The organism is Candidatus Methylacidiphilales bacterium (assembly GCA_033875315.1).
In the GTDB taxonomy this organism is placed as follows: Bacteria; Verrucomicrobiota; Verrucomicrobiia; order Methylacidiphilales; family CAZTYG01; genus JANRJG01.
This window is the reverse complement of the sequence record JANRJG010000040.1, coordinates 73,101-87,735: the sequence shown is the minus strand read 5'-3', so window position 1 is coordinate 87,735 and position 14,635 is coordinate 73,101. Positions and strand designations below refer to the sequence as shown.

21 protein-coding genes and 1 tRNA gene are annotated in these 14,635 nt (G+C 60.5%); 3 read left to right on the top strand and 19 right to left on the bottom strand.

What is annotated here, in order from left to right; genetic code table 11:
• Nucleotides 1–4: 4 nt before the first annotated feature.
• The 17 genes from rpsQ to SFU85_12650 form a co-directional block, all read right to left on the bottom strand.
• A complete protein-coding gene (gene rpsQ, locus SFU85_12730; GenBank protein MDX6767641.1) occupies nt 5–283 on the bottom strand; it encodes a 30S ribosomal protein S17 in 279 nt (92 codons plus the stop codon).
• 11 nt (nt 284–294) lie between these two features.
• A complete protein-coding gene (rpmC, locus tag SFU85_12725; protein ID MDX6767640.1) occupies nt 295–510 on the bottom strand; it encodes a 50S ribosomal protein L29 in 216 nt (71 codons plus the stop codon).
• The gene (rplP, locus tag SFU85_12720) at nt 507–932 is read right to left on the bottom strand and encodes a 50S ribosomal protein L16 (GenBank protein ID MDX6767639.1); all 426 of its coding nucleotides are present in this window, start codon (nt 930–932) and stop codon (nt 507–509) included. Before rplP ends, rpmC begins: the two co-directional genes overlap by 4 nt.
• 6 nt (nt 933–938) lie before the next feature.
• Nucleotides 939–1,580 (bottom strand): 30S ribosomal protein S3, encoded by a 642-nt coding sequence (rpsC, locus tag SFU85_12715; GenBank protein MDX6767638.1) that lies wholly within the window; start codon nt 1,578–1,580, stop codon nt 939–941.
• Nucleotides 1,581–1,589: 9 nt separating this feature from the next.
• Nucleotides 1,590–2,024, bottom strand: coding sequence for a 50S ribosomal protein L22 (gene rplV / locus SFU85_12710; GenBank protein MDX6767637.1), 435 nt, complete (start codon nt 2,022–2,024; stop codon nt 1,590–1,592).
• Nucleotide 2,025: 1 nt separating this feature from the next.
• Nucleotides 2,026–2,748: a hypothetical protein gene (locus SFU85_12705; protein MDX6767636.1), complete on the bottom strand. Its 723-nt coding sequence runs from the start codon at nt 2,746–2,748 to the stop codon at nt 2,026–2,028.
• Between the two features lie 2 nt (nt 2,749–2,750).
• On the bottom strand, nt 2,751–3,029 hold the full coding sequence (gene rpsS / locus SFU85_12700; protein ID MDX6767635.1) for a 30S ribosomal protein S19: 279 nt from the start codon (nt 3,027–3,029) through the stop codon (nt 2,751–2,753).
• Between the two features lie 12 nt (nt 3,030–3,041).
• Nucleotides 3,042–3,887 (bottom strand): 50S ribosomal protein L2, encoded by an 846-nt coding sequence (rplB, locus tag SFU85_12695; protein ID MDX6767634.1) that lies wholly within the window; start codon nt 3,885–3,887, stop codon nt 3,042–3,044.
• 32 nt (nt 3,888–3,919) lie between these two features.
• Entirely contained in the window at nt 3,920–4,204 is a 285-nt protein-coding gene (gene rplW / locus SFU85_12690; protein MDX6767633.1) for a 50S ribosomal protein L23, read from the bottom strand.
• Between the two features lie 12 nt (nt 4,205–4,216).
• Nucleotides 4,217–4,828 (bottom strand): 50S ribosomal protein L4, encoded by a 612-nt coding sequence (gene rplD / locus SFU85_12685; GenBank protein ID MDX6767632.1) that lies wholly within the window; start codon nt 4,826–4,828, stop codon nt 4,217–4,219.
• 2 nt (nt 4,829–4,830) lie between these two features.
• Nucleotides 4,831–5,484 (bottom strand): 50S ribosomal protein L3, encoded by a 654-nt coding sequence (gene rplC / locus SFU85_12680; GenBank protein ID MDX6767631.1) that lies wholly within the window; start codon nt 5,482–5,484, stop codon nt 4,831–4,833.
• 37 nt (nt 5,485–5,521) lie between these two features.
• Complete coding sequence (gene rpsJ, locus SFU85_12675; GenBank protein MDX6767630.1) at nt 5,522–5,830, bottom strand: 30S ribosomal protein S10; 309 nt, start codon at nt 5,828–5,830, stop codon at nt 5,522–5,524.
• Between the two features lie 4 nt (nt 5,831–5,834).
• Nucleotides 5,835–7,964 carry an elongation factor G gene (gene fusA / locus SFU85_12670; GenBank protein ID MDX6767629.1) on the bottom strand — a complete coding sequence of 710 codons (2,130 nt, stop codon included), beginning with the start codon at nt 7,962–7,964 and terminating at the stop codon, nt 5,835–5,837.
• Between the two features lie 45 nt (nt 7,965–8,009).
• Nucleotides 8,010–8,483 carry a 30S ribosomal protein S7 gene (rpsG, locus tag SFU85_12665; protein ID MDX6767628.1) on the bottom strand — a complete coding sequence of 158 codons (474 nt, stop codon included), beginning with the start codon at nt 8,481–8,483 and terminating at the stop codon, nt 8,010–8,012.
• A 44-nt stretch (nt 8,484–8,527) separates the two neighbouring features.
• Nucleotides 8,528–8,953: a 30S ribosomal protein S12 gene (rpsL, locus tag SFU85_12660; GenBank protein MDX6767627.1), complete on the bottom strand. Its 426-nt coding sequence runs from the start codon at nt 8,951–8,953 to the stop codon at nt 8,528–8,530.
• Between the two features lie 373 nt (nt 8,954–9,326).
• Nucleotides 9,327–10,346: a cyclic nucleotide-binding domain-containing protein gene (locus SFU85_12655; GenBank protein ID MDX6767626.1), complete on the bottom strand. Its 1,020-nt coding sequence runs from the start codon at nt 10,344–10,346 to the stop codon at nt 9,327–9,329.
• A 43-nt stretch (nt 10,347–10,389) separates the two neighbouring features.
• Nucleotides 10,390–10,471: transfer RNA gene (locus SFU85_12650), tRNA-Leu, on the bottom strand.
• A gap of 141 nt (nt 10,472–10,612) precedes the next feature.
• Here SFU85_12650 and SFU85_12645 point away from each other — a divergent pair.
• Nucleotides 10,613–10,804 (top strand): hypothetical protein, encoded by a 192-nt coding sequence (locus tag SFU85_12645; GenBank protein MDX6767625.1) that lies wholly within the window; start codon nt 10,613–10,615, stop codon nt 10,802–10,804.
• Here the strand turns inward: SFU85_12645 and SFU85_12640 are convergent.
• A complete protein-coding gene (locus SFU85_12640) occupies nt 10,795–11,694 on the bottom strand; it encodes a LysR family transcriptional regulator (protein ID MDX6767624.1) in 900 nt (299 codons plus the stop codon). The two genes, SFU85_12645 and SFU85_12640, sit on opposite strands and share 10 nt — an antisense overlap.
• Before the next feature lie 245 nt (nt 11,695–11,939).
• On the opposite strand from SFU85_12640, the gene leuC reads away from it, so the two are divergent.
• Nucleotides 11,940–13,355, top strand: a complete 1,416-nt coding sequence (leuC, locus tag SFU85_12635) for a 3-isopropylmalate dehydratase large subunit (GenBank protein ID MDX6767623.1) — start codon at nt 11,940–11,942, stop codon at nt 13,353–13,355.
• A 41-nt stretch (nt 13,356–13,396) separates the two neighbouring features.
• Nucleotides 13,397–14,002, top strand: a complete 606-nt coding sequence (gene leuD, locus SFU85_12630) for a 3-isopropylmalate dehydratase small subunit (GenBank protein ID MDX6767622.1) — start codon at nt 13,397–13,399, stop codon at nt 14,000–14,002.
• Between the two features lie 65 nt (nt 14,003–14,067).
• On the opposite strand, the gene pyrE is transcribed toward leuD, so the two are convergent.
• Nucleotides 14,068–14,631 carry an orotate phosphoribosyltransferase gene (gene pyrE, locus SFU85_12625; protein ID MDX6767621.1) on the bottom strand — a complete coding sequence of 188 codons (564 nt, stop codon included), beginning with the start codon at nt 14,629–14,631 and terminating at the stop codon, nt 14,068–14,070.
• Nucleotides 14,632–14,635: the final 4 nt, after the last annotated feature.

Sequence of the window (14,635 nt, the reverse complement as noted above, 5' to 3'; positions counted from 1 at the left end):
CGTTTCAGGATTTCTTGAGGATTTCGAGGACTTCCCAGCGTTTGAGACGGCTCAGGGGGCGGGTCTCACCGATGCGGACTTTGTCACCGACTTGGGCCTTTTTGGCTTCGTCGTGGGCGTAAAACTTCTTGGATTTCTTGACCAGTTTTTTGAACTGGGGGTGCGGGACCTTGCGGGTGACCTTGACGACGATGGTCTTCTCCATTTTGTTGGAGACGACTTCGCCGAGGAGGACCTTGCGGTTCTTGCCAGGGGCAGGTGCGGTTGCGGTGGCTTCAGTCATGGTGCGGTGCCTTAATTATTCCCCTGCTTGCGGGCCGCTTCGAGACGGCGCTGGGACAGGACAGTTTGGATACGGGCGATGGTCTTGCGGATTTCGCGGAGGCGGCTGGGGCGTTCGAGTCGTCCTCCCTGCTGCTGGATGCGCAGGTTGAGTTTCTCGTGCCGGAGTTCCTGCACGCGGGTCTTCAGTTCGTCGAGGCTGAGGGCTTTGACATCGTTGATTTTCATACGCTCAGTTTCCGGTCACGGGTGATGAAACGGGTGGGGATGGGCAGCTTGGAGGCGGCCAGGCGGAGGGATTCGCGGGCGACTGTTTCCGTGAGGCCGTCCAATTCGAAGAGGATGTTGCCCGGGCGGACGGTGGCCACCCAGTGTTCCGGCTGGCCCTTACCCTTACCCATCCGGGTTTCCGGGGGGCGGGCGGTGACGGGCTTGTCGGGGAAGATGCGGATCCAGCTCTTGCCTTTGCGCTTCATGTTGCGGGTGAGGGCGACACGGGCGGCTTCGATTTGGACGTTGGTGACCCAGGCGCGGCCGAGGCTCTGGAGGCCGAAGGCTCCGAAGGCCAGGCTGACGTTCCGGCAGGGGGTGCCGGCGCGGCTGCGACGCTGTGTTTTACGGAATTTAACCCGTTTGGGAATCATGGCCATAGGTTATCAGGCGGCGACTGCCGCTTCCTCCTTGAGACAAATCCAGACTTTGACGCCAATCTTACCCGCGATGGTCATGGCTTCGGCGAATCCGTAATCGATGTTGGCGCGCAGGGTGTGCAGGGGCACCTGTCCTTGGCGGTATTGTTCCGTGCGGGCGATTTCCGCACCCTGCAGACGTCCGGAGCAACGGATTTTGATCCCGAGGGCCCCGAAATCCATGGTGGTGGCGATGGACTTCTTCATCGCGCGGCGGAAAGAGATACGGCGTTCGAGCTGGAGGGCGATGTTTTCCGCCACCAACTGGGCGTCGAGTTCCGGATTCTTGATTTCCTTCACGTCGACGAGCACATCACGCAGGGGGGCGATCTCGCGGATCTCCTCCTTGAGCTTGTCAAGCTCGGAGGCCTTGCGTCCGATGACGACGCCCGGGCGGGCGGTGAAGATGTTGACCCGGACGCGGTTGGAGGCGCGTTCGATCATGACCTTGGAAATGGCGGCTCCGGCCAGGCGCTTCTTGATGAATTGGCGGATCTTGTAATCTTCCAGGAGGTAAACCGGGAAGTCTTTCTTGCTGGCGTACCACATGGACTTCCAGTTGCGGCGGACCGGCAGGCGGAATCCGAAGGGGTGAGTTTTCTGTCCCATAATCGTTCTTTATTTCTTGGGGGTCTTGGCAGCCTTGTGGGCGCGACGGGCCTTGATGGAAGCGTCACGTCCGGCTTTTTGTTTTTCCTCGGCGGCTTTCTCGGCGTCGAGGTCGCGCTCGGAGAGGATGATTTTGATATGGCTGGTCCGCTTGCGGATGGCGTTGGCACTGCCGCGGGCGCGGGAGGCGAAGCGGTGGATGGTCGGTCCCTCACCGATCTGGGCCTGCTTGATGATCATCATGGCGGGATCCAGGGAGTGGTTGTTTTCCGCGTTGGCCAGGGCCGACTTGAGGGTCTTGTGGATCAGACGGGCGGCCTTCTGGGGATAAAATTCGAGCAACTCCAAGGCGCCGAGGGCGGGCATGCCTTGGACATGGCGCGCGACGTCCCTGGCCTTGAAGGCCGAGATCCGCGTCATTTTCAGTTCTGCTTTTACTTCCATATCATTTCACCGTTTCAAGGAGCAACCGGTCACCCGGCCGCACCGTTTCTTTTTCGATCACGCCTTCCACAAGGGCGGCGCTCAGGTATTCCCTGACTTCGATCAGTTTGCAGCGTCCGATGACCCTGCCATCCCGCAAGATGCGGAAAGGCATCCCGATGCGCGCATCCTGTGCGCGCCCGAAATTAGCGATGGCCACGTCCATGTCATCATCAAAAGCGGCGACAAACCCCGATTGGAGGTTGGCCGCGATCTGGATGCGGTCCTGGGCGGGCTGGCCGCCGAGGAACCGGGAGGCTTCCCGGACGGCGACCTCGTATTCGGCGCGCCTCTGGGCTTTCTCCAACGGACCGGCTTGGTTGAGTCCTTTCGCCGTGCGGATAAGGTCCGCGATGGATTGTTCCATCTGCAGGCGGGTTTTTTCGCTCCGGTAGAGCTCCCCCGCCAGCCGGGCGATCTTGTCCTGCAACGCTTTTTCGTTGCCGGTCAGGGCTTCCAAGCCAAGGGCTTCGGTGCGGATCCGGAGGTCGGCCCACTTCTGGTGGAAGAAGTCGGCCTCAGTCCTGGCCAGGGCGAGGCTTTCCTCGGCTTTGGCCAGTTCAGTCTCCAGCCCGCTGCTGGTTCTAGATTTTAAAGAGCGTTCGGGCCCAGTTTCCTGTGCCCTGCCGGTCTGCTCAAGGCAGGCCAGCAACAGGCCCGCAGTGATTGCGAGCCAGGTTTTCATGGTTACTTGGTGACTTTCTCGGTGTGTCCGCCGTGCTTCTTGAAGATGCGGGTGGGCGAGAACTCGCCGAGTTTGTGACCAACCATGTTTTCCGTCACGAAGACGGAGTTGAAAGCCTTGCCGTTGTGGACCATGAAAGTCTGGCCGACGAACTCCGGGGTGATCATGGAGCGGCGCGACCAGGTTTTGATCGGCTTCTTGGATCCGCCACCGGCGTTTTTTTCAATTTTTTCCAGAACGTGGTAGTCCACGTAAGGTCCTTTTTTCAAGCTGCGTCCCATATGCGTTCTCCGTTATTTCTTGCGGCGGTCCTGGACGATGAAGCGGTCCGTGTTCTTGTGTTTGGCGCGGGTCTTGAGGCCCTTGGCCAGTTGTCCCCAGGGTGAAGTGAGGTGCTGGCGACCGCCGCCGCCCTTGCTCTTGCCCTGGCCACCGCCGTTGGGGTGGTCGATCGGGTTCATGACCATGCCGCGGACGGTCGGGCGGATGCCCTTCCAACGCGAGCGGCCGGCCTTGCCGAGGGAAATGTTTTCATGCTGCACGTTGCCCACCTGTCCGATGGTGGCGTAGCAGGTTTTGTGGACGAGGCGGATTTCACCCGAGGGCATCTTGAGCTGGGCGTAATCACCGGAGAAGCCCATGGTGGTGGCGGCTGATCCGGCCGAGCGGACCATCTGGGCACCACGTCCGGGGGTCATCTCGATGTTGTGCACCGCGACACCCAGGGGAATGACGCCCAGGGGAAGATTGTTGCCGACTTCGGGAGCCGCCTCGGGGCCGGACTGCACGGTGGCGCCGACTTTCAATCCATCGGGGGCAACGATGTAGGAACGGGTCTTGGCCTTGTCGGCGTATTCGATGAGCGCGATGTAAGACGTGCGGTTGGGGTCGTATTCGATCCCGATGACGGTGGCCTTGACCCCGTACTGTTTGCGCTTGAAGTCGATGAGGCGGTATTTCTGCTTGTGGCCTCCGCCGATGTGGCGGCAGGTCAGGCGGCCGTTGTTGTTGCGTCCGCCGGTTTTCTTCTTGGTCACAACCAGGTCCTTTTCAGGAGTGGACTTGGTGATCTCGGCGAAGTCGGCGAGCGCGGTGTAGCGCAGGCTGGGGGTCAGGGGGCGGAAAGTTTTGAGTGCCATAATATGCTCCTATGCTTCTCGGGGCCGGTGCCTCAGACGAGGTCGAGTCTTTCCCCGTCCTTGAGGGTGACGATGGCTTTTTTCCAGTTGCTGGTGCTGCCGGCGGCGGCGGTGCGCTGGCGGCGGGCTTTGCCGAGAACGCGCAGGGTGTTCACACGCTGGACCTTTTTCTTGAAGATGGCTTCCACGGCCTGCTTGATTTCGACCTTGGTGGCGGCGGTATCGACCTCGAACACATATTGGTTGTGCTCCTCGGTCAGACGGGTGCCTTTTTCGGTCAGGCGGGCCGTGCGGATGATGTCGTAGGGGTTTCTCATCGTCGGTTTTCCTTATTTGAGGCGGTCGGCGAGGACCGGCATGGCGTCTTCGACCAAGATGACTTGTTGGAATTTGAGCACGTCCTCGGCGTTGACCTGGCGGGCCTCGACGATGCTGCACTTGGGCATGTTGCGTGAAGCAAGGACGGCCTTGTCATCTTTGCCCTTGGTGACGACCAGCACAGAGCCGGTGAATCCATTTTCCTTGATCCAGGAAGCAAGTTCTTTCGTCTTGGGATGGGCGAGGGAGAACGTGGCGACCGCCTGCAGCTTGCCGTTTTTGGCGGCCTCGCTGATGGCTTTCTTGAGGGCGACCTTGCGGACCTTGGCCGGGGTGGTCTTGGAGTAATCGCGGGGGTGGGGGCCGAAGGCGACTCCGCCACCGGACCAGACGGGGGAACTCTTGTAACCGGCACGGGCGCGACCGGTGCCCTTCTGGTTCCAAGGTTTGGCGCCGGAGCCGGCGACGGTGGCCTTGGTCTTGGTCGAGTGGGTGCCGGCACGACGGTTGGCTTGATAGGCGACCACGGTTTCGTGGAGGGCCTGGGTGGCCTTGCCATTGGCGATGAGCTTGACGCCGAGGGCGGCTTCAGCGGCTTGGAAAGTGAGGCTCTTGGATTTCATGGTCAGGATTTCCCGTTGGTCTTCTTCTGGCCCTTGACGGCATCACGGATGATGACGTAACTGCCGTTGGCACCGGGAACAGCACCACGGATCAGGAGGACCTGGTCTTCTTCACGCACACCGACCACTTCGAGGTTCTGGATGGTGATCTTTTTGTCACCCATGTGGCCGGGCATTTTCTGGTTCTTGAAAACACGTCCGGGGGTGGAGCGGCAGCCGATGGCGCCCGTCCGGCGGTGCATCATGGAGCCGTGGGTTTCGGGCTGGCCACCGAAGCGGTAACGCTTGACCACGCCCTGGAAGCCCTTGCCCTTGGAGACACCGATGACGTCGATCAACTGACCGGGTTGGAAGCGGGTGACGCCCATGACGTCGCCAACCTTGCACTCGGCCTCGGCGGGGAGGGCGAATTCACGGACGAATTTCTTGGGGGCGGTGCCCGCTTTCTTGAAGTGTCCGGCAAGCGGTTTGGTGGTGCGCTTTTCGGTGGTTTCGCCGAAGCCGAGCTGGACGGCGGTGTAGCCGTCTTTTTCGCTGGTCCGGACCTGGGTGACGACGTTGTTGCCGGCTTCGATGACGGTGACGGCCACGGAGGTGCCGCTCTGGTCATAGACCCGGGTCATGCCGACTTTTTTGCCTAAAATGCCGATGCTCATGGTATTGGTTCCGCTGGGGGTTGGTCGGAAAAGGGCGTCAAATCTTGATGGTGATGTCGACGCCGGCCGGGAGGTTGAGCTTCTTCAGCTCGTCCACGGTTTTGGCGGAGGGTTCGATGATGTCCAACAGGCGCTTGTGCGTGCGGATTTCGAACTGCTCCATGCTTTTCTTGTCGACGTGGTTGGAACGGTTGACGGTGTAGCGCTCGATCTTGGTCGGCAGCGGAATCGGTCCGGAGACACGGGAGCCGGTGCGGACGGCGGTCTCGGCGATTTCCGAGGCGGCCTTGTCGATGAGACGGTAGTCGAAGCCTTTGAGGCGGATGCGGATTTTGGTGCCAGCCATAATGTTAGCCCTTCTTCTGTTCGAGGATCGCGTTGAGGATCTGCGTCGGCACTTGCTCGAAGTGCGACGGTTCCATGGTGTAAGCGGCACGGCCGCGGGAAAGGGAGCGGAGGGTGTTGACGTAGCCGAACATTTCGGCCAGCGGGACGTCTGCCTTGAGGGTGGTGGCACCCTGCTTGGCGGTCACATCATTGATGCGGCCGCGGCGGCGGTTGACGTCGCCCAGGATGTCGCCCTGGTATTCGTCCGGGGTGATGACTTCCACCTTCATGATAGGCTCGAGGAGGATGGAGCCGGCTTTCTGGAGCGCGTCCTTGAGGGCGAAGGCTCCGGCCAGTTTGAAGGCCAGTTCGTTCGAATCCACTTCGTGGTAGGAACCGTCGGTGATTTCGATGGCGATGTCGATGACCTGGCTACCATTGATGATGCCGGTGGAAACCGCTTCTTCCAAGCCCTTGCGCGCGGCCGGAATATATTCCTTGGGGATGTTGCCGCCGACGACCTTGTTTTCAATCGTGACGCCTTTGCCGCGTTCGAGCGGGGCGACGTTGATGACGACGTGACCGTATTGGCCACGACCACCGGACTGTTTGATGAGCTTTCCTTCGCCCTTGGCGGCCTTGGTGATGGTCTCGCGATAGGCGATCTGCGGGGCCCCGGCGTTGGTCTGAACGTTGAATTCGCGCTTGAGACGGTCGAGAATGATGTCGAGGTGGAGTTCGCCCATCCCCTTGATGATGGTCTGACCGGTTTCTTCGTCGGTCTTGACTTGGAAGGTCGGGTCTTCCTCGGCCAGACGTTGCAGGCCTTCGCCCAGCTTCTCGCGGTCGCCCTTGGTTTTCGGTTCCACGGCCATGCTGATGACGGGCTCGGGGAAGGACGGGGGTTCGAGGAGGATGCTCAGGTCTTCGTTGGCCAGGGTGTCGCCGGTCTTGACGTCCTTGATCCCGACCATGGCGGCGATATCACCGGCGAAGACGGTATCGATGTCCTCGCGTTTGTCGGCCTGGATCTGGATGATGCGGCTGATGCGCTCGCGCTTGTTGGTGCGCGGATTGTAGATGGTGTCGCCCTTGGAGAGCTTGCCCGAGTAAACGCGGAAGAAGATGAGCTTGCCGACGAAGGGATCGGTCCAGAGTTTGAAGGCCAGACCGCAGAATTTGGCGTCGTCGTTGGCCGGGGCTTCGACGGATTCCTCGATGTTGTCGGGGTTGAGGCCCTTGGCGGGGGGGATGTCGATCGGGCTCGGGAGGTAGTCGATGACGGCGTCGATGAGGTATTGCACGCCCTTGTTCTTGAAGGCCGAACCACCAACGACGGGAACGATCTGATTGGTCACGACCAAACGGCGGATGGCCTGCTTGAGTTGGAGGGCGTCGGGGAGTTTCTCGTTGAGATACATGTCGGCGACGGCTTCATCCTTGTCGGCGACGGCGCTGATGAGGTCTTCCAAGGCCTGCTTGGCCATGGCTTTGTGTTCTTCGGGAATCTCGACCACTTCGTAGGTCGAACCGATCTTGTCGTTGTCGTTGTAAATGACGGCCTTCTGGTTGATGACGTCGATCTGTCCCTTGAGCTGGTCCTCGGCGCCGAGGGGGATGAGCACGGGCCAGGCGTTGGCGCCGAGCTTGTCGCGCATCTGTTGGACGGCGTTGGCAAAATTGGCACCGACGCGGTCCATCTTGTTGACGAAGGCGATGCGGGGAACGTTGTATTTGGTGGCCTGGCGCCAGACGGTTTCGGATTGGGGCTGGACACCGGCGACTCCGCAGAACACGGCGACGGCACCATCCAGCACGCGCAGGGAACGCTCGACTTCGGCGGTGAAGTCCACGTGGCCGGGGGTGTCGATGATATTGACCCGGGTCTTGCTGCCCGCGTAAATCTTGACGATGCCTTCTTCAACCTTGGAGGGCCAGAAGCAGGTGGTGGCCGCGGAGGTGATGGTGATGCCGCGCTCCCGCTCCTGTTCCATCCAGTCGGTCACGGTGGTGCCGTCGTGCACTTCACCGATCTTGTGGATCATGCCGGTGTAGAAAAGAATACGCTCGGTGAGGGTGGTTTTTCCGGCATCGATGTGGGCGCAGATCCCGATGTTGCGGGTGCGCTCGAGGGTGTAGGTGCGTGCGGCCATGGTCGTTATTCAGTGAGAGTGGGAATGGATGAAGATGGGTGAAAACTACCAGCGGAGGTGGGCGAATGCCTTGTTGGCTTGGGCCATGCGGTGGACGTCGTCGCGCTTCTTGATCGCGGCGCCCTGTCCGTTGGCGGCGTCTTTGATTTCGAAAGCCAGGGCTTTCTGCATCGGGGTGCCCTTGCGGTTGGAGGCGTAGGTCACCAACCAGCGCATGGCGAGGGCCTGCTGGCGTTCGGGGGTGACTTCCATCGGGACCTGATAGGTGGCGCCGCCGACGCGCTTGGATTTGACTTCCAGGCGGGGTTTGACGTTTTCCAGGGCCTTGGTGAGGATTTCCAACGGATCGCCTTCTTTGGCGTCGCCGTTGGCCAGCTTGATGGCGCCATAAACAACGCGCTGGGCGGTGGCTTTTTTGCCTCCGCTCATGACGGTGTTGACGAGGGCGGCAACCACTTTGCTCTCGAAGAGGGGGTCGGGGATGGTTTCGCGTTTGATCGCGTTACGACGGCGTGCCATAGGTCAGGGGGTGTTGAAAGGTTGGATGGGGGTTGTTTGAGTTCTTACTTCTTGGCGGGAGCGGCGGCGGCTCCGGCTTTCGGGCGCTTGACGCCGTACTTGCTGCGGGAGACGTTGCGGTTGAGCTTGTTGGTGTTGCTCGGGCCGACGGCACCAAGGCAGTCAAGGGAACCGCGGACGATGTGGTAACGGACACCGGGCAAATCTTTCACACGGCCGCCGCGAACGAGGACAATGGAGTGTTCCTGGAGGTTGTGGCCTTCGCCGCCGATGTAGGCGATGACTTCCTGGCCGTTGGTCAAGCGGACCTTGGCAACCTTACGGAGAGCGGAGTTCGGCTTCTTCGGGGTGCGGGTCATGACCTGGACACAGACGCCGCGGCGCTGGGGACAGAGCTTCAAGGCCGGGGCCTTGGTCTTCACCACCGCTTGGCGGCGGCCTTTTCTCACGAGCTGGTTGATCGTCGGCATGTTCTACCTTGTTTTTCTACTTTGTCTCAATCGTTCTGAAGTTGTTTACAAATAAGAAAGGCACGCCAAGCGTGATGCCGTGCGTGCCCTTGAAAGCTCAAAAGCGACCGCATGGAGGACGAACCAACCCGGGGGCCGGGCCGTCACACGCTTGAGGATGTCTCCCTCATTTGTTCCCTTTCTGTGGGAAAAGGGATGAAAGTTCTATGACATGGGGACAGGAAGGCAAGCGGTTTTTACATTTTTTTTAACTTCAGGCCGCGGCGATCCAGGAAGTTGGATGGCCCAGGCCGCGGGAGCCTGTTCCAGCAACCCCAAAGGAGATCCCGCTCGCCCCTGCCCTTGCGTCCTTACTCAGTTGTGTCGGCGATCCCTAGCGACGCCCCAGCAAAGCTACGATGCATTGCGCGGCGGCAAAGAGTACTTCAAGGGCTTTTTCGGGCTTCGTCTCCTTCAGCAGCTCGTAGTCGTAACCGGAGAAGATGGAAAAAGTCACCGGGCCGGAGGCGCGCAAACTGACCAAGCGGGGCTGGTCGGAAAAGTAGGCAACCTCGCCGGCCACCGTCGGCCCCCGCATGCTTCCAATGACGTGCTCGCCGCCTTGTGCGTCATCTGACTTTAAAATCTCGAGCACTCCTCTGTGGATAAAGAAAAAACCCTGCGACGGCTCCCCTTGTCGGCAGAGGAATTGACCGTCAACGAGTTGTTCCTCTTTGGGGAAGAACTTGAAGGTGTCTTTCGGCAGGTTGGCCTTGATGATGCCCACCGCCTCAATACCCGCCTTGTCACGGGTCACCACGGATGGGTCGTTTGTAGAGTCGACATGGTTGTTCTGGGTGCGCAACCACTCACTCAGGACACAAATCAACTGCTTCAGCAGGGCCAGAGCGGCGTACACGTCGCCCATTTCGGAAAGCATCTGGATCGGGTTGTTCCGCACTTCCAGGAGCACCGTGGGCTCGGCAGCACGGGCCGTCGCCGACCTCACCCCGCCTTCACTGATCAGGCCCATCTCGCCAAAAATCCCGTCCGGTCCCACTTCGTTCAACTTCACCTCGCCCTCCGGGGTGGCCTTGAGGATCTCCACCTTTCCGCTGAGAACGACAAAGAGCCCGGATGCCGGTGCACCTTCGGTGAAAATGGTTTCGCCGACACCGATCTCCCGGCGACAGGACGCTTTTTTCAGCGCTTGGTCGGCGAGGAGAAATCCGGTTTGAAGTTGCATGGGGAGGTTCGGTTGGAGGGGTTGGTTTCGTTTCGTTCTGGCGCGCTTAAGAAGCTCTATCGCGCGATCAGCTGCAAGTCTAAAGTGTTCGGGAGGGTCATTTTCTAGCACGCCCAGGGGAATCAACCCCGCTGAGCGCTCTGGCCAAGCTAAATAAACAGCGCTCACCCTATTAATGTAAGAAAACCCATCAGCCGCTCTCTTCAAAAAATGGGCCTGGAGGGACTTGAACCCCCACGGATTGCTCCACTGGAACCTAAATCCAGCGCGTCTGCCAATTTCGCCACAGGCCCGTCGACCCCGCTGCATCAAACGGAACCAAGAACCTACCTAAATCCCTTCCCTGCAAACAAGATTATTAGCCTTAGCGCACGAAGGCACTTGCCAGAGCCAGGACGGGCGATAAGCTGTCATTATAGTAAAAGGAGCCCATCATGAGCACAAAGAATCACTCCTCCCAGCCTCCCCTACAGACCGTTCTGCTATTTGCTGCGGGTACCCTGCTTGCCGCCGCCGGAGCCTCCCTCGTGGTCCGCTTGCTCAACGAAAAAAACCTCGAGCACCTGGCCCGTTTGGCGGCCGGAGAATCGGACTACGAGCACGAGCATCCCAAGCGTCAGAGCTGACGCCGGGGCCGTTTTTGCAAGGCCAGGACACGGTGCTTGACCTCGGGCAGGAGTGGAAGGGCTCGGTTATTGGGCTCGATCAAAAAGAACCGCATCGTCGGACGCGGTCGTAACAGGGGTCGAAAAACCGTCCCCTCCCCGCAATAGTGTCGCAGGTGCTGGCTCAGGAAAGAAACCCCCAACCCGGCCGCCACCATGTTGACCGCCAGAATGCGCGTGTCCGCTTCCTCGATCTCGCGGGGGGAAAATCCCGCCACCCGGCACGCTCCCAGGAGCTCGCTATACAGGGTTGGATTCGCCCGGTAGGGAAAAAGAATGAACCGTTCTTCCCTCAAATCCTTCAAAGCCAGATGCTTGCGTCCGGCCAGCCGATGATTGTCCGGCAGGACGATCCCGATTTCTTCGACCGCCACCGGGGTGCTGTTCAGGGCAGGGTCTGAGGTGGGAAAGGAAATGAAGGCCAAATCCAGTCGACCCAGCACAACCTCCTTGGCCAGTTGTTCGGAATGCTCCTGCCGCAGATGCAGGGTGACCTCCGGCAGGGCATCGCGCAGGCTTCTCAACAAAGCCGGCAGGAACCCCGACATGGAAGCCTCCGTATAGCCAAGCGCCAGGGCCCCCCGCTTGCCCTCCCCGGCCTCCCGGGTCTCCCGGACCACATCCTCGAAACTCTCCAACAACGCCCCCACCCGCCGGTAAAGCTGGCGGCCTGCCGCTGTCAATTCCACCCGCTTCCGATCACGCAAGAAGACGGCCTTCCCCAGATCGGCCTCCAATTGCACGATCTGCCGCGAAAGGGCTGGCTGGGTCAGGTTCAGCGCTGCCGCCGCGCGGTGGAAGTTCAGATGATCCGCCACCGCCTGAAACGATTTCAAGTGTCTTAATTCCATGGGTTTGTCCTTCGGATTTAAAACCGCCAACAACCGCTAATCTTCACGAATGCACGCGAATCAATCAAAAGAGGCTCAGAGGCCTCCATACCCAAAGTCATCCTTCTCCCCGTCTTCATTCGCGTCGCTTAGCGGGCATTCGCGGTAACCCTTTCTTCTGATATCCATTATGCATCACACAATGCAAAAATTCAATTGGCGTGTTATCAGACTTTCCGGCAGGTTTTGATCAGAAAACAATACGCATGGCCACCACCGCTAAAACCCTCTTCCAAAAAGTCTGGGACGCCCACGCCGTCCGCACCCTGCCGAACGGCCAGACCCAGCTCCTCATCGGCACCCACCTCATCCACGAGGTCACCTCACCCCAGGCCTTCGCCATGCTGCGCGACCTGAAAGTGAAGGTGAAATTCCCCCACCGCACCTTCGCCACCGTCGACCACATCGTCCCGACGGACCAGTTCGAGGAACCCTTCGCCGACCCCCTGGCCGACGCCATGATCAAGGAACTGCGCAAGAACTGCGACGAGTTCGGCGTCACCTTCTTCGACCGCCATTCCGGCAAACAGGGCATCGTCCACATCGTCGGCCCCGAACAGGGCATCACCCAGCCCGGCACGACCATCGCCTGCGGCGACTCCCACACCTCCACCCACGGGGCCTTCGGTGCCATCGCCTTCGGCATCGGCACCACCCAGGTGCGTGATGTCCTCATCACCCAGACCATGGCCCTCGGCTCGCTCAAGGTCCGCCGCATCAATGTCAACGGCGCCCTCCGCCCCGGCGTCTATGCCAAGGACGTCATCCTCCACATCATCCGCACCCTCGGGGTCAATGGCGGCACCGGTTACGCCTACGAATACGGCGGATCGGTCTTCGACGCCTTCACCCAGGAGGAACGCATGACCGTCTGCAACATGTCCATCGAGGGCGGGGCCCGCGTCGGCTATGTCAACCCAGACCAGACCACCTTCGACTACCTCAAGGGACGGCCCTACTGCCCCACAGGCAAAGCATGGGACGAGGCCGTCGAACGCTGGAAGGCCGTCGCCTCCGACAAGGACGCGGTCTACGACGATGTGGTCAATTTCAACGCCGGCGACATCGAACCCACCGTGACCTGGGGCATCACCCCCGGCCAAGCGGTCTTCATCAACGAGAACATCCCCTCCCCCGACGACGTCCCCGAATCCGAACGCGCCACCACCGCCGAGGCGCTCGAGCACATGAAGTTCGAAGCCCGCTCCCCGATCAAGGGCAAAAAGATCAACGTCGCCTTCCTCGGCTCGTGCACCAACGGACGCTACAGCGACTTCGTCCAGGTCGCCAAAGTCTTGAAAGGCCGCAGGGTTGCCCCCGGCATCAAGGCCATCGCCGTGCCCGGCTCGCAGGGCGTGCAGAAACTCTGCGAATCGCAGGGCATCGACCAGATCTTCCGCGACGCCGGCTTCGAGTGGCGGGATGCCGGGTGCTCGATGTGCCTGGCCATGAACCCGGACAAACTGGTCGGCGACCAGCTTTGCGCCAGCTCCAGCAACCGCAACTTCAAAGGCCGCCAGGGCAGCGTGAACGGACGCACCCTGTTGATGAGCCCCATCATGGTCGCCGCCGCCGCCGTCACCGGCGAAGTCAGCGACGCGAGAGAAGTCTTCGCGGCTTAAAACTTAAATCTTAAATCTTAAAACTTAAATCTCCCCCACCCATGGCCCTCGAAAAAATCCTGAAAATCACCGGCACCGCTGTGCCCGTTCCGGGCGACGACCTGGACACCGACCGCATCATCCCCGCCCGCTACATGAAGTGCGTCACCTTCGACGGCTTGGGCGAGTTCATGTTCTACGACGTGCGCTTCGACGAAAAGGGCAACAAGAAAGCCCATCCGCTCAACGACGACCGCTTCAAGGGCGCGAAGGTTTTGATCAGCGGGAACAACTTCGGCTGCGGAAGTTCACGGGAACACGCGCCGCAGGCCATCTACCGCTACGGCATCCGGGCCATCATCGCCGAGGGCTTTGCCGAGATCTTTTTTGGCAACTCCACCACTCTCGGCATGCCCTGCATCACCGTCAACCACGCCGACCGCCTGGCCTTGACCCAAGCCGTGGAAGCCGATCCCACACTGGAAGTCACCGTGGATGTCGAGAAGCAGCAAGTCCGTGCCGGGGGCAAAGTGTACCAAGGCGTGATCCGCGAAAGCGCCCGCCATGGCCTGACCACCGGCCACTGGGACCCGATTGCGGATCTTCTCGACGGGCTTCCCGAGGTGGAAGCCACGGCAGCCAAATTGCCCTATTTGGCCGCCAGTTGACTGTGAAGGTCCGTCCCGCGCGCGTTGCGGGACAAGGCGAACCCGACGACGGGCTTGGAAGAATCTCAACTTCCCGGTTTCGTCGCGGGGATACCCTGTAGATCTTCTGGAATCCGGTCAGCCGGGAACGTCTCCACCTGCAACTTCAAGAGGCTGGTGAACGGTGCCCCAAAATCCGGTGTGGCCTCCCCGCTGCGATCGACAATCGAACACACCCCGGCGATGACGCCGCCCGCCGCGCGCACCACCTCGCACACTTCCTTCACCGCACTGCCCGTCGTGACCACATCCTCGGCCACCAGGAACCGCGTTCCCGGCTCGATCTTGAACCGCCGGACAACCAACTGACCGTCCTTTTTCTCGGCAAAGATGTGCGGCTTGTCCAAGTGGCGCGCCACGTCATGGCCCACCAGGATGCCCCCCATGGCTGGCGAGACGACACAGTCAAACGCCAGTCCGCGCACCTTATCCGCCAATGCGGCACAGATTTCCGAGGACAGGCGGGGCCGCTTCAGCAGCAGCGCGCATTGGAAGAATTGGCGGCTGTGCAGGCCGGAGCGCAAGACAAAATGCCCCTCCAGCAAGGCGCCACATGCACGGAAGGTCTGCAGGATCTGTTCCGGGCTCATAAAG

What these genes read in the sequence shown, in the direction of transcription:
- rpsQ (MDX6767641.1), bottom strand. Translation starts at nt 283, where the DNA reads ATGACTGAAGCCACCGCAACCGCACCTGCCCCTGGCAAGAACCGCAAG.
- rpmC (MDX6767640.1), bottom strand. Translation starts at nt 510, where the DNA reads ATGAAAATCAACGATGTCAAAGCCCTCAGCCTCGACGAACTGAAGACC.
- rplP (MDX6767639.1), bottom strand. Translation starts at nt 932, where the DNA reads ATGGCCATGATTCCCAAACGGGTTAAATTCCGTAAAACACAGCGTCGC.
- rpsC (MDX6767638.1), bottom strand. Translation starts at nt 1,580, where the DNA reads ATGGGACAGAAAACTCACCCCTTCGGATTCCGCCTGCCGGTCCGCCGC.
- rplV (MDX6767637.1), bottom strand. Translation starts at nt 2,024, where the DNA reads ATGGAAGTAAAAGCAGAACTGAAAATGACGCGGATCTCGGCCTTCAAG.
- SFU85_12705 (MDX6767636.1), bottom strand. Translation starts at nt 2,748, where the DNA reads ATGAAAACCTGGCTCGCAATCACTGCGGGCCTGTTGCTGGCCTGCCTT.
- rpsS (MDX6767635.1), bottom strand. Translation starts at nt 3,029, where the DNA reads ATGGGACGCAGCTTGAAAAAAGGACCTTACGTGGACTACCACGTTCTG.
- rplB (MDX6767634.1), bottom strand. Translation starts at nt 3,887, where the DNA reads ATGGCACTCAAAACTTTCCGCCCCCTGACCCCCAGCCTGCGCTACACC.
- rplW (MDX6767633.1), bottom strand. Translation starts at nt 4,204, where the DNA reads ATGAGAAACCCCTACGACATCATCCGCACGGCCCGCCTGACCGAAAAA.
- rplD (MDX6767632.1), bottom strand. Translation starts at nt 4,828, where the DNA reads ATGAAATCCAAGAGCCTCACTTTCCAAGCCGCTGAAGCCGCCCTCGGC.
- rplC (MDX6767631.1), bottom strand. Translation starts at nt 5,484, where the DNA reads ATGAGCATCGGCATTTTAGGCAAAAAAGTCGGCATGACCCGGGTCTAT.
- rpsJ (MDX6767630.1), bottom strand. Translation starts at nt 5,830, where the DNA reads ATGGCTGGCACCAAAATCCGCATCCGCCTCAAAGGCTTCGACTACCGT.
- fusA (MDX6767629.1), bottom strand. Translation starts at nt 7,964, where the DNA reads ATGGCCGCACGCACCTACACCCTCGAGCGCACCCGCAACATCGGGATC.
- rpsG (MDX6767628.1), bottom strand. Translation starts at nt 8,483, where the DNA reads ATGGCACGCCGTCGTAACGCGATCAAACGCGAAACCATCCCCGACCCC.
- rpsL (MDX6767627.1), bottom strand. Translation starts at nt 8,953, where the DNA reads ATGCCGACGATCAACCAGCTCGTGAGAAAAGGCCGCCGCCAAGCGGTG.
- SFU85_12645 (MDX6767625.1), top strand. Translation starts at nt 10,613, where the DNA reads ATGAGCACAAAGAATCACTCCTCCCAGCCTCCCCTACAGACCGTTCTG.
- SFU85_12640 (MDX6767624.1), bottom strand. Translation starts at nt 11,694, where the DNA reads ATGGAATTAAGACACTTGAAATCGTTTCAGGCGGTGGCGGATCATCTG.
- leuC (MDX6767623.1), top strand. Translation starts at nt 11,940, where the DNA reads ATGGCCACCACCGCTAAAACCCTCTTCCAAAAAGTCTGGGACGCCCAC.
- leuD (MDX6767622.1), top strand. Translation starts at nt 13,397, where the DNA reads ATGGCCCTCGAAAAAATCCTGAAAATCACCGGCACCGCTGTGCCCGTT.
- pyrE (MDX6767621.1), bottom strand. Translation starts at nt 14,631, where the DNA reads ATGAGCCCGGAACAGATCCTGCAGACCTTCCGTGCATGTGGCGCCTTG.